General features: G+C 69.7%; 23 protein-coding genes, 1 tRNA gene and 1 other RNA gene. 5 read left to right on the top strand and 20 right to left on the bottom strand.

The features are described 5' to 3' along the window. The first annotated feature begins 4 nt into the window (after window positions 1–4). Window positions 5–1,825 (top strand): 1-deoxy-D-xylulose-5-phosphate synthase, encoded by a 1,821-nt coding sequence (locus HCA44_RS11830; protein ID WP_206038064.1) that lies wholly within the window; start codon window positions 5–7, stop codon window positions 1,823–1,825. Between the two features lie 9 nt (window positions 1,826–1,834). Here HCA44_RS11830 and HCA44_RS11835 read toward each other — a convergent pair whose 3' ends face one another. Together HCA44_RS11835 and fes are read right to left on the bottom strand one after the other, a co-directional pair. Continuing rightward, on the bottom strand, window positions 1,835–2,449 hold the full coding sequence (locus HCA44_RS11835) for an HhH-GPD-type base excision DNA repair protein (protein WP_169648761.1): 615 nt from the start codon (window positions 2,447–2,449) through the stop codon (window positions 1,835–1,837). 4 nt (window positions 2,450–2,453) lie between these two features. After that, complete coding sequence (fes, locus tag HCA44_RS11840) at window positions 2,454–3,785, bottom strand: enterochelin esterase (RefSeq protein ID WP_169648762.1); 1,332 nt, start codon at window positions 3,783–3,785, stop codon at window positions 2,454–2,456. A gap of 49 nt (window positions 3,786–3,834) precedes the next feature. On the opposite strand from fes, the gene fepB reads away from it, so the two are divergent. Further along, window positions 3,835–4,842 carry a Fe2+-enterobactin ABC transporter substrate-binding protein gene (gene fepB, locus HCA44_RS11845; RefSeq protein ID WP_169648763.1) on the top strand — a complete coding sequence of 336 codons (1,008 nt, stop codon included), beginning with the start codon at window positions 3,835–3,837 and terminating at the stop codon, window positions 4,840–4,842. Window positions 4,843–4,846: 4 nt separating this feature from the next. Here the strand turns inward: fepB and HCA44_RS11850 are convergent, their stop codons facing one another. Genes HCA44_RS11850 through zapE form a run of 3 tightly spaced genes read right to left on the bottom strand, consistent with a single transcriptional unit; the run spans window position 4,847 to window position 7,669 of the window. Next, entirely contained in the window at window positions 4,847–5,998 is a 1,152-nt protein-coding gene (locus HCA44_RS11850; protein ID WP_240945485.1) for an SGNH/GDSL hydrolase family protein, read from the bottom strand. Between the two features lie 44 nt (window positions 5,999–6,042). After that, window positions 6,043–6,651: a WHG domain-containing protein gene (locus HCA44_RS11855; protein ID WP_346764686.1), complete on the bottom strand. Its 609-nt coding sequence runs from the start codon at window positions 6,649–6,651 to the stop codon at window positions 6,043–6,045. Between the two features lie 40 nt (window positions 6,652–6,691). Next, a complete protein-coding gene (zapE, locus tag HCA44_RS11860) occupies window positions 6,692–7,669 on the bottom strand; it encodes a cell division protein ZapE (RefSeq protein ID WP_169648766.1) in 978 nt (325 codons plus the stop codon). A 134-nt stretch (window positions 7,670–7,803) separates the two neighbouring features. Here zapE and HCA44_RS11865 point away from each other — a divergent pair, with 134 nt between their 5' ends. Continuing rightward, on the top strand, window positions 7,804–8,394 hold the full coding sequence (locus tag HCA44_RS11865; protein ID WP_169648767.1) for a TetR/AcrR family transcriptional regulator: 591 nt from the start codon (window positions 7,804–7,806) through the stop codon (window positions 8,392–8,394). A gap of 130 nt (window positions 8,395–8,524) precedes the next feature. Here HCA44_RS11865 and HCA44_RS11870 read toward each other — a convergent pair whose 3' ends face one another. Both HCA44_RS11870 and ffs read right to left on the bottom strand, forming a co-directional pair. Further along, window positions 8,525–9,811, bottom strand: coding sequence for an aminotransferase class I/II-fold pyridoxal phosphate-dependent enzyme (locus HCA44_RS11870; protein WP_169648768.1), 1,287 nt, complete (start codon window positions 9,809–9,811; stop codon window positions 8,525–8,527). Between the two features lie 43 nt (window positions 9,812–9,854). Further along, window positions 9,855–9,951: signal recognition particle sRNA small type (gene ffs / locus HCA44_RS11875), an RNA gene on the bottom strand. Between the two features lie 142 nt (window positions 9,952–10,093). On the opposite strand from ffs, the gene HCA44_RS11880 reads away from it, so the two are divergent. Both HCA44_RS11880 and HCA44_RS11885 read left to right on the top strand, forming a co-directional pair. After that, window positions 10,094–10,642 carry a DUF3558 domain-containing protein gene (locus HCA44_RS11880; protein ID WP_240945466.1) on the top strand — a complete coding sequence of 183 codons (549 nt, stop codon included), beginning with the start codon at window positions 10,094–10,096 and terminating at the stop codon, window positions 10,640–10,642. 72 nt (window positions 10,643–10,714) lie between these two features. Continuing rightward, window positions 10,715–10,799, top strand: a tRNA-Ser gene (locus HCA44_RS11885). Window positions 10,800–10,904: 105 nt separating this feature from the next. Here HCA44_RS11885 and HCA44_RS11890 read toward each other — a convergent pair. The 13 genes from HCA44_RS11890 to HCA44_RS11950 form a co-directional block, all read right to left on the bottom strand. Then, window positions 10,905–11,714 (bottom strand): helix-turn-helix domain-containing protein, encoded by an 810-nt coding sequence (locus HCA44_RS11890; protein WP_240945467.1) that lies wholly within the window; start codon window positions 11,712–11,714, stop codon window positions 10,905–10,907. An 85-nt stretch (window positions 11,715–11,799) separates the two neighbouring features. Beyond that, the gene (locus HCA44_RS11895) at window positions 11,800–12,723 is read right to left on the bottom strand and encodes an SDR family NAD(P)-dependent oxidoreductase (RefSeq protein WP_169648769.1); all 924 of its coding nucleotides are present in this window, start codon (window positions 12,721–12,723) and stop codon (window positions 11,800–11,802) included. Between the two features lie 19 nt (window positions 12,724–12,742). Continuing rightward, window positions 12,743–14,425 carry a class I adenylate-forming enzyme family protein gene (locus HCA44_RS11900; RefSeq protein WP_169648770.1) on the bottom strand — a complete coding sequence of 561 codons (1,683 nt, stop codon included), beginning with the start codon at window positions 14,423–14,425 and terminating at the stop codon, window positions 12,743–12,745. Next, window positions 14,422–15,552, bottom strand: a complete 1,131-nt coding sequence (locus HCA44_RS11905) for an acyl-CoA dehydrogenase family protein (RefSeq protein WP_169648771.1) — start codon at window positions 15,550–15,552, stop codon at window positions 14,422–14,424. The genes HCA44_RS11900 and HCA44_RS11905 overlap by 4 nt, the downstream gene beginning before the upstream one ends. A 2-nt stretch (window positions 15,553–15,554) precedes the next feature. Next, the gene (locus tag HCA44_RS11910; RefSeq protein ID WP_169648772.1) at window positions 15,555–16,766 is read right to left on the bottom strand and encodes an acyl-CoA dehydrogenase family protein; all 1,212 of its coding nucleotides are present in this window, start codon (window positions 16,764–16,766) and stop codon (window positions 15,555–15,557) included. A 29-nt stretch (window positions 16,767–16,795) separates the two neighbouring features. Further along, the gene (locus tag HCA44_RS11915) at window positions 16,796–18,997 is read right to left on the bottom strand and encodes an acyl-CoA dehydrogenase (RefSeq protein WP_169648773.1); all 2,202 of its coding nucleotides are present in this window, start codon (window positions 18,995–18,997) and stop codon (window positions 16,796–16,798) included. After that, on the bottom strand, window positions 18,997–20,133 hold the full coding sequence (locus HCA44_RS11920; RefSeq protein ID WP_169648774.1) for a steroid 3-ketoacyl-CoA thiolase: 1,137 nt from the start codon (window positions 20,131–20,133) through the stop codon (window positions 18,997–18,999). Before HCA44_RS11920 ends, HCA44_RS11915 begins: the two co-directional genes overlap by 1 nt. After that, entirely contained in the window at window positions 20,130–20,966 is an 837-nt protein-coding gene (locus tag HCA44_RS11925; RefSeq protein ID WP_169648775.1) for an SDR family NAD(P)-dependent oxidoreductase, read from the bottom strand. Before HCA44_RS11925 ends, HCA44_RS11920 begins: the two co-directional genes overlap by 4 nt. An 8-nt stretch (window positions 20,967–20,974) precedes the next feature. Further along, window positions 20,975–22,180: a DegT/DnrJ/EryC1/StrS family aminotransferase gene (locus tag HCA44_RS11930; protein WP_169648776.1), complete on the bottom strand. Its 1,206-nt coding sequence runs from the start codon at window positions 22,178–22,180 to the stop codon at window positions 20,975–20,977. 59 nt (window positions 22,181–22,239) lie between these two features. Further along, entirely contained in the window at window positions 22,240–23,436 is a 1,197-nt protein-coding gene (locus HCA44_RS11935; protein ID WP_169648777.1) for a lipid-transfer protein, read from the bottom strand. Beyond that, entirely contained in the window at window positions 23,433–23,843 is a 411-nt protein-coding gene (locus HCA44_RS11940) for a MaoC/PaaZ C-terminal domain-containing protein (protein ID WP_169648778.1), read from the bottom strand. The genes HCA44_RS11935 and HCA44_RS11940 overlap by 4 nt, the downstream gene beginning before the upstream one ends. Next, window positions 23,840–24,262, bottom strand: a complete 423-nt coding sequence (locus HCA44_RS11945; protein WP_169648779.1) for a Zn-ribbon domain-containing OB-fold protein — start codon at window positions 24,260–24,262, stop codon at window positions 23,840–23,842. The genes HCA44_RS11940 and HCA44_RS11945 overlap by 4 nt, the downstream gene beginning before the upstream one ends. Continuing rightward, window positions 24,259–24,843, bottom strand: coding sequence for a MaoC family dehydratase N-terminal domain-containing protein (locus HCA44_RS11950; protein WP_169648780.1), 585 nt, complete (start codon window positions 24,841–24,843; stop codon window positions 24,259–24,261). The genes HCA44_RS11945 and HCA44_RS11950 overlap by 4 nt, the downstream gene beginning before the upstream one ends. Window positions 24,844–24,890 lie beyond the last annotated feature (47 nt).

Raw genomic sequence — 24,890 nt, forward strand, 5'->3', positions numbered from 1 at the left:
CGGCCTGCTCGGCGAGCTGCGCGGCCCCGACGACCTGCGCCGCTTGCCGAGGGCCGAGCTGCCCGCCCTCGCCGACGAGATCCGGTCGGCACTCGTCGGAACAGTCGTCGACCGCGGTGGGCATCTCGGCCCCAATCTGGGTGTCGTCGAGCTGACCATCGCGCTCCACCGCGTGTTCGAGTCGCCGCGCGACGCGATCGTGTGGGACACGGGGCACCAGTCCTATGTGCACAAGATGCTCACCGGCCGTGCGCACCTTCTCGACCGGTTGCGTGGCGCGGAAGGCCTTTCCGGCTATCCCGCACGTGCCGAGAGCCCGCACGACCACGTCGAGAACTCGCACGCATCGGCCGCACTGTCGTACGTCGACGGCCTTGCCAAGGGGTTCCGGCTGGGCGACCCGACACGCCGCGCGGTGGCGGTGGTCGGCGACGGCGCACTCACCGGTGGAATGTGCTGGGAGGCGCTCAACAACATCGGGGTGTCGGGTTGCCCCGTGGTCGTCGTGGTCAACGACAACGGCCGTTCGTATTCACCCACGGTCGGTGCGGTCGCGGCACACCTGCGCGCATTGCGTGAAGGTACCGCCGACTCGAATCTGTTCGCCACCTTGGGCTTCGGCTATGTCGGGCCGGTCGACGGCCACGACGCAGAAGCGCTCGAAGATGCGTTCGCTGCTGCGCGCGAGCACTCCGGTCCGGTCGTCGTGCACTGCCTCACGGTCAAGGGCGCGGGCTACCGGCCTGCCGAGAACGACGAAGCCGACTGTATGCACACCGTCCGGCCCCGGACACGCGGCACGAAGAAGGCCGCCGACCCGGCATGGACCGACGTCTTCGGTGTCGAGCTCACCGAACTCGGCGCGCACAACGAGCGTCTCGTCGCGGTCACTGCCGCGATGCTGCGTCCCACCGGATTGTTCTCCTTCGCGCAGGCCTTCCCGGACCGCGTGTTCGACGCCGGCATCGCCGAACAGCATGCCGTCACGTCGGCGGCGGGCCTCGCGATGGCGGGACTCGACCCTGTCGTCGCGCTGTACGCGACCTTCCTCAACCGCGCGTTCGACCAGCTGTTGATGGACGTTGCGCTGCACCGGCTTCCGGTGACCTTCGTGCTCGACCGCGCCGGAATCACCGGCGTCGACGGGCCGTCTCACCACGGGATGTGGGACGTGTCGATGCTGGGCCAGATCCCGGGCATGCGCGTCGCCGCGCCTCGGGATGCGGTGCGACTGCGCAGCCTGCTCGCGGACGCCGTCGCCGAGCGACGCGGGCCGACCGCCGTGCGCTACCCGAGCGGCCGGACACCCGAGCAGATTCCGACCTACGGAACGCTGGGCTCGGCCGATCTGCTGACGCCACCCGACCCGGCACGGGAGGTGCTGATCCTTCCGGTCGGCCCACTCGCCCACGCCGCACTCGACGCCGCCGCGCTGCTGCGCGCGGAAGGCATCCCCACCGCGGTGGCCGACCCGATGTGGATCGTGCCCGTCGATCCGGCGCTCACCCGCGCGGCGGCTCGCTTCCGGCTCGTCGTGACCGTGGAGGACAACGCCGTGCCGGGCGGCTTCGGCGACGCGCTCGCCCGTAGCCTGCGCACCCTCGGCCGCACGACACCGCTGCTCACGCTCGGACTGGCCGACGGATTCGTCGAGGCCCGGGAACGGTCGGACGTACATCGTCTGCACGGGCTCGACGCGGCCGGACTGTGCTCGAGCATCGCCGCCCGCTACGCACGCACCCGACGCGAGCCGGACGCGTCCGCGCACGTGGCGTGGCCGGGACTGCGTCTGCCGTCGCCCGCGACCGGGTTCCCGCGCCGCTGAGGACCCGGCTCAGCTCTTGCCCTGTGCTTTCGCTGCCTTCTCCTGTGCCGCCTTCGCTTTGGCGGCCTTCTTGAACTCGCGCACCTCGAGCAGCGTCGTGTCGTCGACGACGTCGGCGATCGACCGGCGCGCGCCGTCGTCTCCATAGGCACCGGCCGCCTCGCGCCAGCCGGCAGGAGAGACCCCGATCTGCTTGCCCAGCAACGCCAGGAAGATGCGCGCCTTCTGATCGCCGTATCCCGGCAATGCCTTCAGCCTCTTCAACACCTGCTTCCCGTCCGGGTCGCCGTCGGTCCAGATGCGCGACGCGTCGCCGTCGTACTCGTCGACGATCGTGCGGCACAGCGACTGGATGCGCCCGGCCATCGACCCCGGGAACCGGTGCACCGCGGGGGGCGTCGCGCACAGCGCCGCGAACTGTTCGGGATCGGTGTCGGCGATACTCGCGGCGTCGAGTACCCCGTCACCCACGCTCATGCGCGAGGCGATCTTCTCGGGGCCGGCGAACGCGGTCTCCATCGGGACCTGCTGGTCGAGCAACATACCCAGCAAAAGCGCGAGCGGATCACGTTCGAGCAGCGCGTCCGCGGTCCGGTTTCCGGCGAGGTGCAGCGTCACAGCCATGCGCTCATCCTCCCACGTGCTCCTCCGTCGCTCGTGAGTACTTTGCGAGTCCAGGTACGCCTGTTTCACGCACGGGGGCGAGCGCCCACGCCAGGCCCGCGAGGATCTGCTCGCGCCACTGCACGACGTCGTGCCCACCACAGAACTCGGCGTAGTGCACGTCGTGGCCGTGCGCGCGCAGCAACGTGTCGACCTCGCGGTTCTCGTCGAGAAGCATCCACTCGAGTTCGCCGGGCGCGAGGAAGAACCGGCCTGTGCCGCCCTTCACCACCTGCTGGAACGACCCTCCTGGACCGTTGCCGGGCCACCAGAACGAGCCCGACAGACTCACCCCGACGCCGATGTCGTCGGGCCGCGTCGCCGTGAGGTAGGCCGCTGCGAGACCGCCGAGGCTCGACCCGGCGACGACGGTGCGCGCGGGATCGGCCGTCACGCCGAAGCGACGACGCAGGGCGGGCAGCAGCTCGTCGGTCACGGCATGTGCGAACCGGTCGTCGCACCCCAGTTCACGCATCCGCACGTCGGTGTCGACGCTGTCGATCATCACGACGAGCGGCGACGTGCCGACATGTGCGGCGACCCGGTCGAGCCCGGCGAGGATCGGGTTCTCGACGGCCCACGTGCGCCCGTCGAACAGGATCGCGACGGGCCGGTCGGCTGTCACCTGGGCGCCCGCCGGCTCGTACAGCCACACCGCCCGGTCGATCCCGGCGAGCGTCCACTGCTCACGCCACAGCCGCCCCTGCCCCACCGACGGCGTCCACCACCGCTGCTCGGGCGCCGCGGGCATCGCCGCGACCGAACCGGGCCATTCCGCACGCGCCAAACGGTCGCTGTTGAACGGGTCGACGACCGCGGCGGAGAGCACATCACGCCACCACTGCCAGCCGGGCCCGCCCGACGCCGGCGGAGCGAGCTCGTCACGCCGCGGCAGGAAACGGTACGCGCCACGCCACCGCGCGGGCACCTCGATCGACACGTGCCACAGTGGTGTCGACGGCAGCCTCGTGAGGGCGGCGCGCTCGGGGCGGGCACGGTCGGTGATCCCGTTCGCGTCGAGGTAGACGCAGCGCGTCGACGACGTCGACTCGTCGCCGTCCGGGTCCCACCAGCAGAACGTCGCGAAGACCGAGTCCGGGCGATCCGACGGTTCGGCGATCGGGCCACCGGTCGCGGCGATGGTCCGTCGGATCCCGTCGGGATCCGACGCGTCCAGGCTTGCGATCAGCGGGGACGTCGCGGTCCTGCGTTCCGGCCCCGGCACTCGCACTCGTCTCGCACGCTGTCGGCCCGGCGCTGCATTGTCGGCCACCTCGTCACCTCCCGATTCGGACATTAAGTTAGCCTAAGCTTGTTTATCTTGATCCCAGAAAGGGAGCACGTCGATGCTTCGTAGGACAATCGCGGTTCTCGCCGCACTCACTCTCGCCGGCGGTGTCGCCGCATGCTCGTCGTCCGACGAGTCCGCGGACGACACCGCGGTTTCCACCTCGACCGGAGACTGGCCGCGCACGGTGTCGACCGAGCGCGGCGACATCACCATCGAGCAGCAGCCCGAACGTATCGTGTCGACCAGCGTCACCCTCACCGGCAGCCTGCTCGCGCTCGACGCGCCGCTGGCAGGCACCGCCGCGCAGCCGCCGTCCACGGTGACCGACGACCGCGGCCTGTTCACACAGTGGGCTGACGTCGCGACCGATCGCAACCTCGACGTGCTTTATCAGGGACAGCCGAATGTCGAGGCGATCACGGCCGCGGAACCCGACCTGATCTTCGTCTCGGCCAGCGGAGCCGACTCGGCTCTCGACCAGTACGACGTGCTCAGCAAGATCGCGCCCGTCGTGGTGGTGCGGTACGACGACAAGTCGTGGGAGGAAACCACGGAGCAGGTCGCGGCGGCCATCGGCGCCGAGCAGCAGGCAGACGACCTGCTCGCGTCGTTCGACGACAAGATCGACAAGGCCAAGGAAGCCCTCGGCCCCGAGGTGCTCTCCAGCGCGAACCCGGTCAACACCCTGACGTACAACTCGCCGAAGGAGTCGAAGATCTTCACCGCGGAGTCGGCGCAGGGCGAACTGCTGGCCCGGCTGGGTCTGACGACGGCCGAGCTGCCCGCCGAGATCGCCGCCGCCGGCCCCGGCGGAGCGATGGGCAAGCGCTCCGACATCGTGTCGGTGGCTCAGGAGAACCTGTCGCGCGCACTACCCGGCAACACCACCTTCGTCATCGCCGCCGAGGACGACGCTGCCGAACGTCTGCTCTCCGACGCGACCCTGCGCGAGACGCCGTCGGTCGTCGCCGGCCACGTGTACGCCCTCGGCACCACCAGCTTCCGGCTCGACTACTACTCGGCGAGCGACATGATCGACCGCGTGGTCGACGTGCTCACCTGACGCGTCACCGCCCCGGACGGCCCGCTCGCATCGCGAGCGGGCCGTTGTCGTCGAACACCAACCGCGCGAAGCGTTCTCCCATCAGCCGGTGGGTTTCGGCGTCCGGATGCAGCTCGTCGGGCAGCGGCAACCTGGCGTAGTCGCTCTCGCCGTACAGCTCCCGGCCGTCGAGATGGAACAGTCGAGGATCGTCCACCGCACGCTGCGCGACGATGCTCGCGAGTTCGTCGCGCACGATGCTCAGGGTGAGCTTGCCGTCCCTGATCTCGTCGGGATCGCCCGTCGCACGGAACCGGACGGTGCCCGCGCGCAGCGCGTCCAGGTCGAACGCGCCAGGACCCGGCGTGTCCTCGTGGATCGGGCACTGGATGGGCGAGACGATCAGCAGGGGCGTGTCGGGGTGGCCGTCGCGCAGGGTGTCGAGGAAACCGTGCACCGCGGGCCCGAACGCCCGGCGGCGCATGAGATCGGCATTGACGACGTTGATTCCGATCGCGACGCTCACGACGTCGGCCGGAATGTCACGCATTGCGCGCGCCACGAACGGATCGAGCAGTGCACTCCCCGAGAAGCCCAGATTGACCGGATCGACCGCGCCTTCCATGGCGGCGGTCACGAGCCACGTGCCGGTGGGGCTGACGGCATTGGAGCCTTGACTGATGGAACTGCCGTGATGCAGCCAGCGCGGTCGGCCGGACTCGAGTGCCTGCGCGATCGGCGCGTCGGCACGCAACCCGACGAGTTCCGTACGTTCGTTGTGCGGCAACCAGATCTGGACTTCCTTGTCCTCACCCGGCAGGCCGTCGAACCGCAGGGTCTCGGGCGCACCCTCGGTGCGGTCGCCGTGCCCTGTGGCCATGTCGATCGTGACCACATCGCCGCTCTCGGCGCTCGCCTGCCCGACGAGCCGCCCATCGACGACGAGGTCGTACACGCCGTCGGGCCGCGGCGGCGCTCCCGGATAGACCTGCTTGGTGGCGATAACGTCGAGTTCGACGGACGTCGCCGACGTTCGGAACACCACGCGCACCCCGGCGGGCTGCGTCTCCGCCGCTGCCAGCCGGTCGTCGTGATACTGCGCCCGCGCCCGGGCCGGCAGGCGATGGGGCAGAAGTCCGCGCTCGGTGTGTTCGAGCTCGACGGCGCCACGGACCATGTCGGGCGAAATCGGCACGGTGCCGGAAACGGTTGCGAGGTCTGTCACGAGGATTCCCATCGGGTAGTGCTGTCTGTTGTCGTCGTGGCCTGCGTCGGCCAGTTGCGGAGCAGCGCGTCGAGCGCGTCCAGGCTGCGTGCCCACGATTCACTGCTGTCGGGCATGCTGTGCGCGAATCCGCCACTGCCCTCCAGTGACACGTAGCCGTGGAACACGCTCCCCAGTAGCCGAACCGCGTGTGTCGCATCGGGTTCGGCGATGTCGTATCCGCGCAGTACTGCGCGCGTGAGATTCGCCAGCGCGGGCCCTGCACTCGCCACCGCGACTTCCGGATCGAGCCGATACTGCATGGCGGCGTATCGGCCCGGATGTGCGCCCGCGTAGTCGCGGTAGACATCGGCGAGGCCGACGAGCGCTTCCTTGCCGGACCGCCCGGCGACGGCGTCCGACGCACGTGCGGCAACCTCCGCAAGCGCGAGCACGGCGATCCTGCTGCGCAGATCGTGCAGGCTCGCGACATGGGAGTACAGGCTCGCAACCCTGACTCCGAACCGTCGCGCGACCTCGGACAGGGTGACGGCGTCGAACCCGATGTCGTCGGCCAGCTCGGCGGCCGCTCGCACGACCCGATCGGTCGTCAGACCCGCACGCACCACACCAGCTCCCTAAGGAAGATCGCCAACTAGCTAAAGGTTATAGGAAAGGCGTCTCCGTGCCAACCTCCCGAAGCTGGCCGAGCCGGCTCACGATGCGTGCCGCGTCGATCGGTATTGCGCCACCTGCGGTGGCCCGAGCGAGGGTCGTAGCTGCGACGAGCACCGGCGTCACACCCCGGTCGCACAACACGTCGACGACATTCGCGAATCGCTGAGCCGGTTCGCGACCGGCGGATCGCAGATCCGGAATGCCGTCGATCACCCACGACGAGAAGCCCTCGGCGAGGGCGAGATAGTCCACCGGGGCAGTCGTGCCACCACAGAGGTCGGCGAAATCGACCCACAGGCGCCGACCCTCGGCACCCCGGATTCGCACGGGATGCCCTGCAGGGAATAGCGTTTCGCATCGATTCTGCGGCGGCCGCACGAGGCTCAGCGCTGCCAGTTGCTCCGCCGTCCCTGGCGCCACCCACCAGCCCGCGGCAAAGCCGTCCTCGTGCCGCGAGCGCGTCCGGTAGTCGACCGGCCCGTCGACGGCGACGACCGCCGACATACGCTCGATCAACTCGATGGTGGGCACGAAGTCGGCATGAAACAACGGATTCGGCAGCAACGAGCGCGGCGGATAGTTCGATGTGAGGATCACCCGCGCACTACGCGCGTAGAGCACGGGCATCAGCCGCGCGATGAACTTGGCGTCGGCGGGGTCGTGCACATGGAACTCGTCGAAGCACACGACATCGGCGTCACCGACGAGACTGTCCAATGCCGCCTCGATATCGTTGCCGCACTCCCGGATTGCCGCGTGCAGATCACGAAAGAAGGCGTGGAAGTGCACGCGAAGTTTCCGCTCGGTGGGCAACGCCGCGAAGTACGCCGCCATCAGCCAACTCTTGCCGCGTCCGGGCGGCCCCCACGCGTACACCCCCGCGTCCACCGCGCTCAGCGCATCCACGGCGCGGCGCTGCGCGGCGTCGAGAACGAAGCCCGCATCCGTCGCTGCGCTCTCCAGCATTCCGCGGTCCACGGTGGGCACCGGTCGTGCACGCCCACGTCGTCGTTGCCAGCGCATGACGAAACTCTAGCAATGTAGAGTTTCAGATCGACGCCGTCGTGTCGTAGATCTCGGCGGACCGGAAAGGAGGCGTCATGCCGCGGCAGCAGCGCAGCTCACGTCGCGGCCTCATCTGCGAGGCCGCGCTCGATCTCGCGGCCGAAGGCGGCAACCACGCACTCACACACCAGGCGATAGATACCCGACTCGCACTCCCCCGCGGCTCGACCTCGTATTACTACCGAACCCGGCACGCCTTGGTGTCCGCTGCGGTCACCCACCTGACGCGAACATCCGCCGAGCGGTTCGCGGCCACCGTTCCCTCGCAACCGCCTGCCTCCGCCGACGAGGCGGCCCACTTCATTGCCGGCTACCTGGAGGCCCTGTTCGCCGAGCGGCGCCGCGACCTGCTGGCGCGCTACGCGCTCGTGACCGACGCCGCGAAGGACGACGAACTTCGAGTTCGCCTCGGCGCCTGCCTCTTCTCCCCAACGCCCGCGTGCGAACTCATGGATGCACTGGGCTCGTCGACCCCGGAACTCGCCGCCCACGACCTGATCGGCCTGCTCGAAGGCCTGGTGTTTCAGTACACCGCAGGCTCACGAGGCTCTGAGCCGCCTTCTTCCGGCGCGTTACAGGCCACGATTGCGCTGTGGCTCGCGGCGCTCACCCGAAGCGACGGATAGATACGGCCGCGAAGCCGTCGGCGCATGAGCAGCAGGAGATGGTGCCGAGCCGACCAGGGAAGGCCAGGCTGTGGGTGCAGGCAGAGACCCGCTGCCCGCCGAGTTGCAGCGGTGCGCGGAAACGCTCGACTCAGCGTGCGAGCAGTGCCTCACTGGCCGCGAGCAGCACGCACGTCGCGACACCGTCCATCGACTTCTCCAGGTCGTCGAGCGACGGGAAGCTCGGGGCGAGCCGGATGTTGCGGTCGTGCGGATCCTTCGAGTACGGGAAGGCCGAGCCGGCCGCAGTGAGCGAAATGCCCGCGTTCTTCGCGAGCTCGATGACACGACGCGCCGTGCCGTCGAGAACGTCGAGGCTGATGAAGTAGCCGCCCTTGGGTTCCGTCCACGACGCGACCTTCGACGAACCCAGCCGATCCTCGAGGATGCGCAGCACGAGAGCGAACTTGGGCGCGAGGATCTCGCGGTGCTTCTCCATGTGGGCGCGCACGCCGTCGGCGTCGCCGAAGAAGCGTGCATGCCGCAGCTGGTTCACCTTGTCCGGGCCGATGCTCTTCTTCCCGAGATGGTTCTGGTACCACGCCAGGTTCGCGTCCGACGAGGCGAGGAAGCTCACGCCCGCGCCCGCGAACGTGATCTTCGACGTCGACGCGAACACGAGCGGCCGGTTCGGCACACCCGCGGCGGCGGCCATGCCCAGCACGTCGTAGGACGGCGCGATGGGCCCGACGACCGGGTGGACGGCGTACGCATTGTCCCAGTACAGCCGGAAATCGGGCGCTGCGGTGGGCATCGTCGCGAGCGTCCGCACGACCTCCTCCGAGTACACGGCCCCGGTGGGGTTCGAGTAGTTCGGGATCGCCCACAGGCCCTTGATCTGCGGATCCTCGGCCACGAGTCGCGTGACGGTGACCAGGTCGGGTCCGTCGGGCAGCAGCGGCACCGGGATCATCTCGATGCCGAGGTTCTCGGTGAGTGCGAAGTGCCGGTCGTACCCGGGCACCGGGCACAGGAACTTGATCGGCTCGCGACCCCACGGTGTCTCCGAATCGGGAGTGCCGTGCAGCAGCGAGAAGACGACGGTGTCGTACATGATCTCGAGGCTGGCGTTGCCCTGCGCGAAGATGTTCGACACCGGGATGCCGAGGAGCTCGCCGAAGATCGCGCGCAGTTCGGGCAGGCCCGTGAGGCCGCCGTAGTTGCGCGTGTCGGTGCCGGCGTCGTCGCGGTATTCGCCCGAACCGGGAAGCGACAGCAGCCCGTCCGACAGATCGAGTTGTTCCGGCGACGGCTTGCCACGCGTGAGATCGAGAGCGAGTTTCTCGGCCTGGAGTTGCGAGTACTTCGCTTGTTGGCGCTCGTTCTCGGAGCGGAGTTCCTCTGGGCTCATCAACCCGTACTGGGTTTGGCTGGGCATCCGGAACGGCCTTTCACCGACGTCGGTCGGGTTAGGAGCAGGAAGTAAGGGGACCCCGCGCACCCGGCAGAGCCCGTTGACCCTTGCTGCCTTCCGGCCCTGGGGGAGTTCACAGGATGCGCGCCGCGCGGGATCCATCAACGAGTGTAGACGGGACGCACCGAACGCGCCGAGCCGCCCCTTCCACCGCTGCACCGCCACCGAGACGGCGCACGCCCGCGCTGCGAGCCGGTGTTAACGTCGCCCCCCGAAGTTCTGGGTCGTCGGGCAAGGGGTTCGTGCATGAAAATCAAGACCACATCGATCGAGGCAGGACCTTCTGCACCGCGACTGCTCACGAGGCTCGCAGCGGGTGCAGGGGCCCTGGCAGCAGCGGCGTCCCTCGCCGCGTGCGGCAATGCGAGCGGCAGCGACGGCGAGTCCGCAGACGCCGCCAAGTGGGACACGGCAGACCCGTGCACGCTCGTCGACGACTCGACGCTGACCCCGCTCTTCCCGGGCGCGTTGCCGGCATCGGCCCCACTCGAGTCGTCGGGACGCAATGCCTGCCGCTGGGGTGAGGCGGACAGCTTCAACACCGTCACGGTCACCCTGACCTCGGCGCCGCAGTCGCACGACCCGCTGCGGTCGATCACCGCCGCGGGTCGCGAGGGCAAGGTGATCGGCGAGAACAAATACCAATGTGTCGTCGAGTTCGCGACCGACGACTCGGGCACCCTGTCGATCGAGACCAAGTTCGGTATCGACGCGATCGTCAACCCGGACACGTCGTGCGACCGGGTGGCGCCCAGCGCCGAACAGGCCCTGACGAATCTGTCGTGGGAGGCATAGAACTGCCACCCGAAAAGGCACGAGACCAGCACGTTTAGCGCTCCCCCTCGATCGTTCGGTATGCTCCGACGCGGAGGATTCGCCTAGTGGCCTATGGCGCTCGCCTGGAACGCGGGTTGGGTTAACGCCCTCAGGGGTTCAAATCCCCTATCCTCCGCGCTGACGAAGCCCCCGATCTTCGGATCGGGGGCTTCGTCGTGTCCGGCCCGTACAGCGGGACCGCTCGGGCGTCGGTCCGCCTGTCAGCGACTACCTGACCGGGCTACCTGACCGCCAGCAGGCGGTTCTGCCGGCGCCCCGGGAAGAGCGTCCGGGCGATGTGCCGCGCCGCCGAGAAGACCAGCGGCGCCAGCATGCCGAGCTCGACAACGCCACAGCTGGCCACCGACACCGCCCCCACCGCCCCGTCGGGCCCGATGACCGGGGCCGCGACCGCACTGATCCGCAGCGGGCACTTCTCGCCGGGCGCGAAGGCGATCCCGCGGCGCTGCCGAATCCGGCTCAGCTGCGCGTGCAGCGCCGACAGGTCGGCGTCGCCGGTGGGATCGGGCCCAAGGGACATGAGTACGTCGACGCGTTCGGGAGCCAGGCAGGCGAGCAGCGCGCGACCGCTGACCACGCTCGCCGCGGGCATTCGCGCCGCCACCTGCGACGGGACCCGGCTGCTGGCGGCGCCGCCGACCTTGTCCAGGAAGTGCACGGTGCGTCCCTCGAGGACGGTGAGGTGGGCGACGGCCCCGGTCCGCAGGTGCACCTCGTTGAGAATCCCCGACGCCGCCGCGCGCAACTCGGTGTGACCGTCGGCGCCGCCGCCGACTCCCTGCAACCGGATTCCCAGGCGGTAGCCCCGCGACGTGTGCTCGAGCCAGTGCAGGTCGACCAGCTGGGTCAGCAGGCGGAAGGCGGTCGATCGCGGCAGCCCGCTCTTGCGGGCGATGTCCTCGAGTCGCAGAGGGTGCAGTTCGTTGCCCGCGAAGACGTCGAGGATCTGCGTCAAGCGTTCGACCACGCTCGGGCGGGGCACACGCGACGACGACTCCGATACGACCGCGTCCGTCTGCATTGTCGTCATCGCGACCCGCTCCCTTCTTTACCTAGCACTTGCTTGGTGCCGAAGTTTACGCGTGTACCGCCTTCCGATCCAGTACCACGGGCCGTCAGCCGGCCGTGGTGCCCACACCCGTCGTGTCCAGTGCCGCGACGCCGTCGGCGGCGAAAGTCCGGGCGGCACCTCGCTCCGCGAAGTAGGTCGACACCCGGTCGTCGAGTTCGTCGGCGGTGAACACCCCGTCGGCGGCCACGAACGTGCGCTCGACGGTCGGGGGCGCCATCAGCGCCACCATGTCGCCGTAGACGACGAAGACCTGCCCGTTGACCGCGGCAGCACCGGGGGACGCGAGGTAGCGGACGAACGTCGCCACACGTTCGGGCGCGAGGATGTCCAGCCCGGTGCCGCGTGGGTCCGCCTCGAACACCTGCGCCGTCATGTCCGTCCGGGCGCGTGGCGCGATCGCGTTCGCGGTGACGCCGTAGCGGGAGAGCCCGCGCGCGGCGGCGAGCGTCAGCGCGACGATGCCCGATTTCGCGGCGGCGTAATTCGCCTGCCCCGGTCCGCCCAACAAGAACGCCTCCGAGGTCGTGTTGACGATCCGGCCGTACACCGGACCACCCGCCGACTTCGACGCAGCGCGCCAGTGCGCGGCGGCGGCCTGTGAGAGCGCGGCATGGCCCTTCAGATGGACCCGGATCACGTCATCCCAGCCCTGCTCGGTCATGTTGAACAGCATTGCGTCCCTGGTGATCCCGGCGTTGTTGACGACGATGTCCAGCGATCCGAAGGCGTCGACGGCCGCGCCGACCAGCTCCTGTCCGAGCGCCCACCGGCCGACATCGCCCCGGATCGCGATCGCACGACCGCCCGCTGCCTCGATCTCGGCGACCACCCCGTCCGCACCGTCACCGAGGTCGTTGACCACCACGTTCGCTCCGCCGGCAGCGAGGGCGAGCGCCTCGCTGCGCCCCAACCCGGCGCCCGCGCCGGTGACCACCGCGGTGCGGCCGGTCAGATCGGTGTCGTTCATCGTCACTCCGTCACTCCTGTCATCCGAACTGTGCCGACGGCTCCCGCGTCGGCCCACACGAGGACTGCGCGCCGTCGCCGGCGACGTGCTCCGTCACGCGGCGCCGGTCGACCTTGCCGGTGGCGTTGCGCGGCAACGCCTCGGTGCCGATCACCCAGCGCGTCGGCACCTTGTAGCGCGCGAGCGCGGCGACCACGTGGCCGTGCAGCTCCTGCTCGGTCAGCGCCGACCCGGGGCGGACGACGACGACCGCCGCGACCGCCTGGCCCATGTCCTCGTCCGACACCCCGACCACGAGGCACTCGCGCACATCGGGATGGAGCGCCAGCCGGTTCTCGACTTCGGCCGGATAGACGTTCTCCCCGCCGCGCAGGATCAGGTCCGAACGCCGGCTCGCCATGCGCAGGTACCCACCGGAGAAGACACCGAGGTCGCCGGTCCGGAACCAGCCGTCCGGGGTGCTCGAGGCCTCGTCGGCACTGCTATCTCCCCAGTACCCGAGCATCACCTGCGGGCCGCGCAGCCAGATCTCGCCCTCGGTGCCGTCGGGGACCCGCTCGCCCGACGCGTCCCGCACCTCGACGCGCATCGTCGGGACCGGACGGCCGACCGTGTCCGGGTCCGCGAGCAACTCGGCCGGCGACGCCAGTGTGGCCGCGGTCGAGGACTCGGTGAGGCCGTAGCTCGTCCCGAACGAGCCCGCCGCCGCGGGCAGCGCGTCCCGGAACCGCGCCTTGAGCGTCGGGGACGACGGCGCGCTGCTGATCGAGACGGTCCGCAGCGAGTCGAGGTCGTATCCCGACAGGTCGGTGTCGACCAGCCGGGAGAGCATCGTGGGCACCGCGCCCCAGTTCGTCACCCGTTCCCGCTCGATGAGCCGCAGGACCGCGTGGATCTCGAACTTGCCCTGGTAGAGGACCGCGGTGTCCCCGACTGCGAGCCGGACGACCGCGAGATTGTGCAGGGACGCGATGTGGAACAGCGGGGACACGAGCAGGTACCGCCGGTCGCTCGGGGGCTGTCCCGACTCCGTGGAGACCGCGTCGTTCAGCAGGTGGAACCAGACGGCCGCCAGCACGTTACGGTGCGAGTGCGTCGCCGCCTTGGGCCGGCCGGTGGTGCCGCTGGTGAACAGGATGACCGCCGGGGCGTCCTCGCCCACCTCCACGTCCGGAAGCGGCGCACCGCGGTACTCGGCGACCAGCTCCGGTACATCGGTTTCGATCGACAGAACCGGGATAGATTGTGGCCCTGCACGTTCGGACCGCGCCCGATCGGCGATCAGCACTGCCGGTTCAGTCAGGGCGATCCCGTATCCGATCTCCGCTCCGGCCCACATGGCGTTCACCCCGACGGCGATCGCGCCGATCGAGACCGCCGCCCAGAACGCGATGATCCACTCCGCGGAGTTGGCGGCGCACAGCGCGACCCGGTCGCCCTCCGCAACGCCGTACCGCTCACGCAGCGCGGTCGCGAGCGCTGCCACCGCCTCGTGGTGTTCGGCATACGTCCACCGCGCGCTCTCGGTGACCAGGTACTCGTTCTCGCCGTGATCGCGCGAGGCCCGCACCAGGTCACCGAGGCAGCGGTGCCGGTGCGCGAAGACCTCGAGCGACCGGCCGTGCACGTCCTCGTAGCGGATCTCGAACGGCTGCCCTGGGGCGGTGAGCCGGGCGACGATCTCGTCACGGCCCCGGCTCACGTCGGAGCGCCGATCGGCGGCGCCGTGTGGAGCTGCGCGCCGAGCTCCGCGGCGACGGCATCGGCGCTGCCGAGGGTGAACGCGCACTGCCGGCCCCAGAGGAAGTAGCGGTGGATCGGGTAGTCGACGTCGGCGCCGATGCCGCCGTGCAGATGCTGCGTCGCGTGCACCACCCGCAGACCGCCGCGCGCCGCCCACCACTTCGCCACCAGGCTCGCCGATTCCGCCTCGTCTTCGCGGCCCTCGTCGAGCAGCCACGCGGCACGCTGCGTCGTGAGCCGGATCGACTCGGTGTCGAGATAGGCATCGGCGGCCCGGACGGCGACCGCCTGGTTGGTCGACAGCGGCCGGCCGAACTGCACCCGCTCGGAGGTGTAGGCCGCGGTCATCCGCAGCGCCTCCTCGCAGACCCCCAGTTGCAGTGCGGCGACGGCGATGCGCAGGCGCCGACGGACCCATGCCGTGATCTCGTCGCCGTCGCCGGCCAGCTGATCGGTGACCGGGATCTCGACCTCGTCGAAGCGCACCACGCCTGCACTCTCGTGGCTGGTCACGTCCAGCGGGATCACGGTGAGTCCGGCTGCGCCGGTGGGGACCACTGCCACCACGACCGAGCCGTCTTCGCAGCGAACCGGCATGACGATGCCGTCGGCCACGGCCGCCGAGGGCACGGCGGCGATCTCTCCGCTGACGACGAGAGTGTCGCCCTTGCGGAGGGCGAGCACCGGAATGTCCTGCCCCGGAGCGGTTTCGAACGCCGCGATCAGCAGCGAGGTCCCTTCGACCAGTCCGGGCAGCCAGCGCGAGATCTGGTCCTCGCTGCCGAAGTGCGCGAGCGGCAGCGCGGCGCCTGCGAGTACCGGCCACAGCGGGACCGGGGCCACCCGTTTGCCCTGCTCCTCGAGCAGGGCCACCAGACCGAGCATGCCCTGCTCGGCACCGCCGACCGACTCGGGCAGGGCGATCCCGAGCAGACCGGACTCCGCCAGGGTCGTCCACAGTGTGCGGTCGAAGCCGTTCTCGCCGGTCTCGACCTGCACCACCCGCTCCGGCTCGGCGAGTGAGCCGAAGATCTGGCCGGCCAGGCCGGCTATCGCCTCGAGGTCCTCATTGCGCGCGAAATCCATTGTCAGTTCCTCACTTCGGTCTTCTGAGCCTCGGGGCGTCGGCGGGCGGAAAGTGTCATGCCGAGACACTTGCTCGCGACGATCTCGCGCATCACCTCGTTGGTCCCGCCGCCGAAGGTGTTGTTCTGTGCCCGGCGGGCGAGGGTTTCGACGCGTCCCTCGACCGGCGCGCCCGCACTGCCCGGTCGAAGCAGCCCCTTGGCGCCCAGCACCTCCTGCAGCCGCCCGTACGCGGTCACGACGGCCTCGGTGCCGAGGATCTTGGCGGCCGCCGAATCGCCTCCACCCAGGGTGTTGGCCGCGACGTCGGCGACCAGCCGCAGGTTGATCAGGTCGGCGGCGCTCAGCAACGCATACACCTCGGCCAGGGTGCTGCGCACCCACGGCATGTCGTAGAGCACGCCCGGGCCGACCGGCTCGTGCTGCGCCCATTCGAGAACCGCGTCGTAGAGTTCGTTCGCGATCCCGCCCCGTGCGGCGAGCGCGACCCGCTCGTGGTTGAGCTGGTTCGTGATCAGGCCCCAGCCCTCGTTCAACGTCCCGACGATGTTGCCGATCGGCACCCGCACGTCCTCGTAATACGTCGCGGAGGTACTGATGCCGCCGACCGTGTGGATCTCGGTGACGGAGAAGCCCGGCGCCGAGGTCGGCACCAGAACGACCGAAATGCCCTTGTGCCGAGGCGCATCCGGGTCGGTGCGCACGGCCAGCCAGATCCAGTCGGCGAAAACACCTGCGCTGGTGAAGATCTTGTTGCCGTTGACGACGAGTTCGTCGCCGTCGATCCGTGCCCGCGTCTGCAGCGACGCGAGATCGGTACCGGCGCTCGGCTCGGTGTAGCCGATGGCGAAGATCAGCTCGCCGGTGAGGATCTTCGGCAGAAAGTAGTCCTTCTGCTCCTGCGTGCCGTGCTTCATCAACGCCGGTGCGACGGTGTTGAGCGTGACGAGCGAGAGCGGCGCACCGGCGCGGATCACCTCGTCGTAGAACACGTACAGCGCTTCGGGATCCTCACCGCGGCCGCCGTATTCCTCCGGCCAGCCGAGGCCGAGCCAGCCGTCGGCGCCCATCCGGCGCAGGATGCGGTCGAAGACGGGGCCGCCCTCCGTCTGGTCGACGAGGGCGCGTCGGTCCTCGTCGTCGATGGTGCGCGCGAAGTACTCCCGCAGTTCGGTGCGTAGCCGTCGCGACTTCTCGGACAACTCGGGTTGCATGTGGTCTCCTCGGTTTTGTCGGTGGTGGCTCAGCGCGGCAGGCCCAGCACGCGCTGAGCGATGACGTTGAGCTGGATCTCGATGGTGCCGCCACCGAAAAGCACTGCGGGCAGGCCGATGTAGTCGACGACATGACCGCCGTCGAGGGTTGTTCCGGCCGGGCCGAGCAACGACACCAGCGCGCGCGAACCGTCGCGCTGGGCGATCGCGCTGAACACCTTCTGCACGCTGATCTCCGCTCCCACGTCCAGATTCGACATCCGGCCCAGCACGCTGCGCAGGTTGAGCGCAGACAGGGCCATCTCGCGACCGGTGTTGTGGCCGAGGACGCGGATCGCGTCGTCCCGCTGCGCGGCGCACCGGCCGGACTCGATCAGCTCCCGTACTCGTGCAGCCGAACCGTGGGACAGCGTGGCCCCCATGTTCAGCCGCTCGTTCGACAGGGTCGTGACCGCCAGCCGCCAGCCGTCGCCCGGCTCCGCGACGAGGCATGCGTCGGGCACGAAGACGTCGTCGAGGAACACCTCGTTGAACTCCGAACGGCCCGTCGCCTGCCGCAGCGGGCGCACGTCGACGCCCTCACTGCGCATGTCCACCAGGAAGTACGACAGCCCGCGGTGCTTCGGCACGTCGCGGTCGGTGCGAGCCAGGCACACCGCCCAGTCCGCCTCGTGCGCCATCGACGTCCAGACCTTCTGGCCGCTCAGCGACCAGCCGCCCTCGACCTTGCGGGCGCGGGTGACCAGGCTCGCCAGGTCGGACCCCGCACCGGGCTCGCTGAACAGCTGGCACCACACGATCTCGCCACGCAGGGTCGGACCGATGAACCGTTGCCGCTGCTCCTCGGTGCCGTGGACGAGCAGGGTGGGCAGCACCCACTCGCCGATGACGGTGGTCGGCTGCGCGAACCCGCGCCGAGCGAACTCGTCGGCGATCACCGCCTGTTCCTCAGGGCCCGCGCCCAGCCCGTAGGGCGCCGGGTAGTGCGGCGCGACCAGCCCGGTCTCGGCGAGCCGTGCGCGGCGGGAGCCGCCACGCTCCGGGGCCCACCCGTCGCTGCGGACGGCGTCGTCGGGCAGCGCCACCGCCTCGTCGAGCACCGCGGCGACCCGCGCGCGCAGTTCGGGCAGCGCCTGCTCGCCGACGAACGAGTAGTCGCGGGTGCCGGTGAGCGCGGCGTCGCCGAGCCGGCGTGCCCAGCCGTCCTCGGGCCCGGCGGCCGACGCGATGCCGACCGCGCGACGCCAGTACAGGTGGGCGTCGTGCTCCCAGGTGAACCCGACGCCGCCGAGGAGGGTGACGCATTCGTAGGCGACGTCGACACCGGCGGGCAGGGCCGTCAGCGCGGCCTGTGCCGCGGCGAGCCGCTGCTGGTCGGCCGGCTGCTCCGCCGCCCGAGCGGCGTCCCACGCTGCCGCACACGCAGTTTCGGTGCGAACCAGCATCATTGCGGCCTTGTGCTGCACGGCCTGGAAGCTGCCGATCGGGCGGTCGAACTGCACTCGGTTGCGCACATACTCGACCGCGGTGTGCAGCGCCCACGAGCACACGCCCGCGGCTTCGGCCGCGAGCAGGGCGTTGACCACCAGGTCCAGCCGGTCCGCATCGGGTGCCGGCAGCATCGCCCCGGGTTCGACGACGTGGCCGTCCAGCCGGAGCATCCCGACCGGCCTCGTCAGGTCGACTCCGTCGGCGATGTCCACCTCGGCGCCCGAGGGCGTCAGGTGGAACCACAGCGGCTCGCCGCCCAGATCGGCCCGGACGATCACCCGGTCCGCACCGGGCAGGCCGAGCACCGGCCCCGAGGTCCCCGCGACCGTCCACCCCGCGTCGGCGGTCGTCGCGACGAGCCCGGGGCCTGCGACGACCGCGCCCGTGGCGCCCGCGCCGAACTCGTCGAGCAGTCCCGCGACCGGCCCCTCGGTGGGTAGCGCGGCGAGCACCGAACTGGTGATCACGGTCGGCAGCCACGGCCCGGGCACCAGCGCGTTGCCGAGTTGCTCCGCCACGACGGCCAGCTCGGTCAGTCCTGCCGCCGAGCCCCCGTGATGCTCCGGCAGGTGGAGGGCGTGCAGCCCCGTCGCGACCAGTTCGCCCCACACGTCGGGTGTCTTGCCGACGGCGAGGTCGGCGAACGCGGCCCGGGTCTTCTCGAGAGGCGCGTATCGGGCGGCCAGACCGGCTACCGCATCGGCGAGTGCGCGATGGTCGTCGTCGAGTGGAATGGGCATCAGCAACGCTCCAGGATCAGGCAGGACGTCGCCGCCGAGGCGCAGATCGCGATCATGGCGACCTGCTCGTCGCGGCGCTCGAGTTCGTCGACGGCGGTGGCGAGCAGGCGGATGCCCGTGGCCCCGGCGGGGTGACCGATCGCGATCGCGCCGCCGTTGACGTTGAGGGTGTCCGGGTCGATGTCATGGACCTGTGCGAACGACATCGGGACCGACGCGAACGCCTCGTTGACCTCGAACAGGTCGATGTCGCCGACGGTCATGCCGGTGCGGTCGAAGAGCTGCTGCGCCGCGGCCTGGGGACCGTCCAGCAGATACTCGGTGTCGCCGCCGATCACGCACTGGGCCAGCAACCGGGCCCGTGACGCGAACCCGAGAGCCCGTGCGCGGTCCTCACTCATCAGCACGGCGGCGCCTGCGCCGTCCGACACCTGGGACGAGGTGCCCGCGGTGTGCAGGCCGTCCTCCTTGACCGTCCGGAGGCGAGCGAGCGCCTCTGTGCTGGTCTCGCGCAGGCCCTGGTCGCGGGTGATCATCGTGTCGCCGTCTGCGCTGGGCACGGTCACCGGGATCAGCTGCCGGTCGAACCGGCCCTCGTCCCACGCCACGCGGGCGCGCTGCTGGGACCGTAGGCCGAAGGCGTCGAGGTCCTCGCGGGTGAAGCCGCGGTCGCGGGCGATGCGGTCAGCGCCGGTGTACTGGTCGGGCATGTCGAGCGACCAGCTCGACGGGCGCGGCGTGCCGAGCCCGACGCCGACCTTCGCGGTCAGCGGCACGCGCGACATCAGCTCGACCCCGCAGGCCATGCCGATCTCGAGGGTGCCAAGCGCAATCTGGCCGGCGACGAGCATCGTCGACTGCAGGGCGGTGCTGCACTGCGCGTCGATCGTCGTCGCACCGGTCTCGGCGGGCAGGCCCGCATGCATCCACGAGGTACGGGTGATGTTCCCGTACTGCTCGCCGATCGGGGTGACACAGCCACCGATCGCCTGCTCCACCAGCGAGGGGTCCAGGTCGAGGCGGTCGAGCACGCCCCGCTGGGCGAGCCCCAGCAGTTCGGCCGCGTGCAGCCCGGACACCCAGCCCTCACGCTTGCCGAACGGGGTGCGTGCCGCATCCACGATCACCGGTTTCATGCTCGTGCCTCCAGTCGACTCCAGGGACGGTTGTCGAGGCCGCGGACCTGCACACCCAGCTCGTCGATCAGATCGAGACTGGCGCAGACTCGGCCGGTGAGCTGCTCGGGCGCCGCGCACAGCGTGGTGACGGCCTCCACCATCTCCTCGAGTGCCTCGACCTGATCGGGACGGATCGTGTCGCCGACGAGCCGCGCCGCGCCCTCGCTGAGCACTGCTGCCTTCGGCTGGACCGCGTTGACGCGGATGGCGTCGTCGCACAGTTCCGCCGCCATGCCGTTGGAGATCCGGCTCAGCGCCGCCTTCGACGCCGCGTAGACCGCGAGATCCGTTCCGGGCGGCACCAACTCGAACGGGGGCCCGTCGAAGAGCCGCGAGCTGGCGCTGGTGATGTTCACGATCCAGCCGCGGCCGGCCTCGCGCATGCCGGGGATCACCGCCTGCATCAGGTCGAGCGGCGCGTGGACGTTGACCTCGAAGGTCAGACGTCGGCGGCGCAGCGGGAAGTCCGCGAGCGGCTGGTAGATCGCCGCGGCTGCGTTGTTGACCAGGATGTCGACGGGGCCGCCGAGCCGATCGATCGCCTCGGGGACGATCCGGGCGCGGTCCTGCTCGTCGCCCAGGTTCGCGGCGAGCACCTCCACCCGGGTTCCGTGACGCGCGAGCCGTTGCGCCGTCTCGGTGAGGCTGCCCGGCAACGACGGGTGACTCTCGAGGGTGCGCGCCACCAGGAGCAGGTCGGCGCCTTCGGCAGCGAGTCGCTCCGCCACGCCTGCACCGATGCCACGGCTGGCACCGGTGACCACGGCGCGCAGCCCGGTGAATCGAGACATCGGCGAACTCACTTCCACTTCTTCGCGAAGTCGTCGACGGCCTTGCCGATGCGCGCGACCTCGTCGTCGTTCAGGCCGTGGCTCATGCCGAGCGTCATGCCCCGCTCGAAGACGGCGTCCGCCTCGGGGAGACCCTCGGCGGGCACGCGGTGCTCGACGCCGCGCATCATCGGGTGCCGAGTGATGTTGCCGCTCCACACCGTTCGCGTGTCGATGCCTTCGCCCTCGATGAACTCCTGCAGGTCGCTGCGGGAGAAGGGCGCGTCGGCGTTCACCATCACCGGGTAGCACAGCCACGCGGTGTCGAGCCCGTCGGTCTCCACCGGGGTGGTGAAGAACTCGGGATGCGCGCCGTAGGCCGCCGTGTATGCGGCGAAGGTCTTCTTGCGCCGCTCGTAGTTCTGGCTCAGCTTGTTCAGCTGCACGACGCCGTAGGAGGCACCGAGCTCGGACGGCTCGAAGTTCCACGGCACGAGATCGAAGATGAAGTCGTTGTCGTAGTCGACGCCGTCCAGGTCCTCGCGGAAGACGCGGCCCGTGCCGTTGCCGAAGAGGTTCGGCTCGGAACGACGGCCCCAGCGGCGCAGCAGCAATGCCCGATCGCGCAGTCTCTCGTCGTCCATCATGACCATGCCGCCGGTACCGGCGCAGGTGATGATGTGCGCCATCGAGAAGCTGGTCACGCTGATGTCGGCCCGTGCGCCCGTGGGGGTTCCGCGCAGGGTGGGGCCGAGAGCGTCGCAGGTGTCCTCGACGACGGCGAGCCCGTGCCGGTCGGCGATCTCGCGGATCGCGTCCCAGTCCGGACAGTTGCCCGCGAGATTCGGGATCAAGATGGCACCGGTCTTCTCGGTGACCATCGCCTCGATCTTGCTCACGTCGACGTTGAAGGTGTTCGGTTCGACGTCGACGAACACCGGGACGAGGCCTGCCCGCACGATCGGCGCGACGTCCGTCGAGAAGGTCAGCGGCGAGGTGATCACCTCGGTGCCCCTGGGCAGGTCGAGCAATTCGACGGCGAGGTACAGGCCCGAGGACCCCGAGTTGCACATGACGCCGAACTTCTTGCCGGTCAGCTCCGGAACACGGCGCTCGAGCTCGAAGACGTTCTTGCCGATCCGCAGGCCCTGGTGGCCGCTGCGGAGCACGTCGACGACGGCCTGGATCTCTTCCTCACCGTGGGTGGCGCGGGCGTAGGTGATGCGTTCGGTCATATCGGTTTGCCTTCTTCTGTGGGAAAGTGTTGTCGCTCAGCGACTGTCGCAAATCTCACTCAGCGGTCGGCGGACAGCACGATCGCGCTGTGCGGCACCGGCGAGCCACCGGTGACGAGCACGTTGTCGAGGGTCTTGGCGGGCTGGTTCACCGAGGTGCCGCGGATCAGGCGCACACCCTCGGCGATGCCGTTGACACCGTGGATGTACCCCTCGCCGAGCTGGCCGCCGTTGGTGTTGATCGGCAGCCGGCCGTCCAGTTCCAGGTTGCCGTCGGCGATGAAGTCCTTCGCCTCGCCGCGGCCGCAGAAGCCGTACTCCTCCAACTGGAGCAGCACCATCGGGGTGAACGCGTCGTAGAGGATCGCGGCGTCGACGTCGCCGGGCCCGATCCCGGCCTGGCTCCACAGCTGCTGCGCCACCAGCTCGACCTCGGGCATCTCGTCGATGTCGTCACGGTAGTAGCTGCTCATCGAGATCTGCTGGGGGCCGACGCCCTGTGCCGCACCGGAGACGATCGCGGGCGGGTGCGGGAGGTCGCGGGCGCGCTCGGCGCTGACGACGACCAGCGCCTGACCGCCGTCGGATTCCTGGCAGCAGTCGAGCAGCCGCAGCGGGTCGGCGATCATCTTCGAGTTCTGGTGGTCTTCGATGGTGATCGGGCGCTCGTAGAACCAGGCCTTCGGATTGTTCGCCGCGTGCTTGCGCGAGAGCACCGAGATCTGCCCGAAATCGGCGCTGGTCGCGCCGTACTTGTGCATGTAGCGGCGCGCGAGGAATGCCTCTTGCTGTGCGGGCGTGAGCAATCCGTACGGGTTGATCCAGTTGCGGTATTCCTGGTCGGTGTTGGCCGTGTACGCGAAGGGCGGTGGGCCGGCGCCGAAGCGGTGTCCCGAGCGCTCGTTGAAGGCCCGGTAGACCACCACGACGTCCGCGACTCCGCTCGAGACCGCGAGCGCGGCCTGCTGCACCGGGGCACACGCGCCGCCACCGCCGTGCGGGATCCGGCTGAAGAACTTCAGCTGCGGGATCCCCAGCGCGCGGGCCACGGCGATCTCGGGGTTGGTCTCCATCGTGAACAGCGCGAAACCGTCGACTTCCTCGACACCGATCCGGGCGTCGGCGAGCGCGGCGACGACCGACTCGCACGCCAACTGCCATTCGCTGCGCCCGGAGTCCTTGGAGAACTCGGTGGCGCCGATGCCTGCGATGGCGGCCCCGCGTGAGAAGCCCCGCGAAAATCCCTTGGCGCTCATCGTGTTCCTCCTTCGTACGGCGCGACGACGACCTGGGCGGTCACGTGCGCGCCCCGCTTGTTACGGCCGGTGACCTCGATCGTGACGGCGTCGCCGTCGACGGCGGAGACTTCACCGGTCATCCGCATGGTGTCGCCGGGGAAGTTCGGCACACCCAGGCGCAGCGAGACCCGCCGGATCCGCGATGCCGGACCGGCCCAGTCCGTGACGAACCGGTCGACGAAGCCGTTCGTCGAGTTGATGCTCATGAAGATGTCCGGTGTACCCCGCTTCTTCGCGGCGCCGGGGTCGTGGTGCACGTCCTCGAAGTCCTGCGACGCCATCGCGGTCGCCACGATGGTGGTGCGGTCGAGCGGGATGTCCAGCGCAGGAAGCTGTGTGCCGATCACGCAGTCCGACAGGTTCATTCGGCGCTCCCCTGTTCCGCTGCGGGCCGACGAAGCTGCGGCAGGACGTCGCCGTGTGCGTGTTCCGCGAAGCCGACCTCGAGCTCCATGCCGAGTTCCAGGTCGTCGTGGTCGACGCCTGCGATGTCCGCGACGAGCCGGATGCCTTCCTCGAGGTCGATCAGCCCGACCGCGAGCGGGTAGTCGAACGCCGGGTCCTTCGGGTGGTGCACGACCGTCCAGCTGTGCAGGGTGCCGCGGCGCGTGGACTCGACGGTGTTCCAGGAGAAGGACCGGCAGGCCGGGCACGCCGGAGCCGGCGGGTGGCGCAGGGTGTCGCAGTCGCTGCAGCGCTGGATCTCGAGCCGGCCGTCCCGCGCCGCGTCGAACCAGAACTTGTTGTCCTGCGTGATGATCAGCCTGGGTACCGCGGTGCTCACGCGTCCTCCTTCGTGTCGGTGTCGGTGGTCTGCTCGTTCTCGCCGGTCCTGGGCCGGAAGCGGAGCAGCCGGAAGCGCTCCTCGGCGACGAGGTCGCCGTGCTGGTTCTCGTACGACTTGTGGAGCGTCAGGAAGCACCCCTCCCCGAGCGCGGTGCGCTTGAACGGGGAGATCGACTCGAGGGTGAAGCGCGCGGTGACGTGGTCACCGGGCACGAGTTCGCGGTGATAGTCCTGCTCGACATCGGTGGCGACGACCGAGGTGAATCCCTCCTCGTCGAGCAATGCCAGCAGCCGGGAGTAGGCGCAATCCTCGACTGCCTTCTCCGCACGCAGGCGGTGTACCTCCCGCCAGCGCCGGTATCCCGACATCACCCAGGTCGAGATCATGGCCGGCGGGCAGATCACGTCCTCACGGCCGGTGGCGCGAGCGGCCTCGCCGTCGACGTAGACCGGGTTGACGTCGTCGTGCGCCTCGACCCAGTTGCGGATCATCGCCTCGTTGACTGCGTACCGGGCCACGCGCGGCGGTTCGGCCTCCTGCCCGACGAACCGCTCGAGCTGCTGTTCCAAGGTCTGCACTCCAACCACCCTTCTTGAGCAAGCGCTTGGCAAAGTAAATTAGGGCG

Origin of the sequence: Rhodococcus sp. HNM0569, assembly GCF_012726205.1 — a bacterium.
Classification (GTDB): domain Bacteria; phylum Actinomycetota; class Actinomycetes; order Mycobacteriales; family Mycobacteriaceae; genus Rhodococcus_F.

Coding starts and splice junctions, on each gene's coding strand:
- HCA44_RS11930 (WP_169648776.1), bottom strand. CDS start 22,180: ATGACCGAACGCATCACCTACGCCCGCGCCACCCACGGTGAGGAAGAG.
- HCA44_RS11835 (WP_169648761.1), bottom strand. CDS start 2,449: ATGGCTGTGACGCTGCACCTCGCCGGAAACCGGACCGCGGACGCGCTG.
- HCA44_RS11935 (WP_169648777.1), bottom strand. CDS start 23,436: ATGAGCGCCAAGGGATTTTCGCGGGGCTTCTCACGCGGGGCCGCCATC.
- HCA44_RS11915 (WP_169648773.1), bottom strand. CDS start 18,997: ATGCCCATTCCACTCGACGACGACCATCGCGCACTCGCCGATGCGGTA.
- HCA44_RS11940 (WP_169648778.1), bottom strand. CDS start 23,843: ATGAACCTGTCGGACTGCGTGATCGGCACACAGCTTCCTGCGCTGGAC.
- fepB (WP_169648763.1), top strand. CDS start 3,835: ATGCTTCGTAGGACAATCGCGGTTCTCGCCGCACTCACTCTCGCCGGC.
- HCA44_RS11850 (WP_240945485.1), bottom strand. CDS start 5,998: ATGGTCCGTGGCGCCGTCGAGCTCGAACACACCGAGCGCGGACTTCTG.
- fes (WP_169648762.1), bottom strand. CDS start 3,785: ATGTCCGAATCGGGAGGTGACGAGGTGGCCGACAATGCAGCGCCGGGC.
- HCA44_RS11865 (WP_169648767.1), top strand. CDS start 7,804: ATGCCGCGGCAGCAGCGCAGCTCACGTCGCGGCCTCATCTGCGAGGCC.
- HCA44_RS11895 (WP_169648769.1), bottom strand. CDS start 12,723: ATGAACGACACCGATCTGACCGGCCGCACCGCGGTGGTCACCGGCGCG.
- HCA44_RS11880 (WP_240945466.1), top strand. CDS start 10,094: ATGAAAATCAAGACCACATCGATCGAGGCAGGACCTTCTGCACCGCGA.
- HCA44_RS11890 (WP_240945467.1), bottom strand. CDS start 11,714: ATGACGACAATGCAGACGGACGCGGTCGTATCGGAGTCGTCGTCGCGT.
- HCA44_RS11870 (WP_169648768.1), bottom strand. CDS start 9,811: ATGCCCAGCCAAACCCAGTACGGGTTGATGAGCCCAGAGGAACTCCGC.
- HCA44_RS11925 (WP_169648775.1), bottom strand. CDS start 20,966: ATGTCTCGATTCACCGGGCTGCGCGCCGTGGTCACCGGTGCCAGCCGT.
- HCA44_RS11910 (WP_169648772.1), bottom strand. CDS start 16,766: ATGCAACCCGAGTTGTCCGAGAAGTCGCGACGGCTACGCACCGAACTG.
- HCA44_RS11920 (WP_169648774.1), bottom strand. CDS start 20,133: ATGAAACCGGTGATCGTGGATGCGGCACGCACCCCGTTCGGCAAGCGT.
- HCA44_RS11905 (WP_169648771.1), bottom strand. CDS start 15,552: ATGGATTTCGCGCGCAATGAGGACCTCGAGGCGATAGCCGGCCTGGCC.
- zapE (WP_169648766.1), bottom strand. CDS start 7,669: ATGCTGGAGAGCGCAGCGACGGATGCGGGCTTCGTTCTCGACGCCGCG.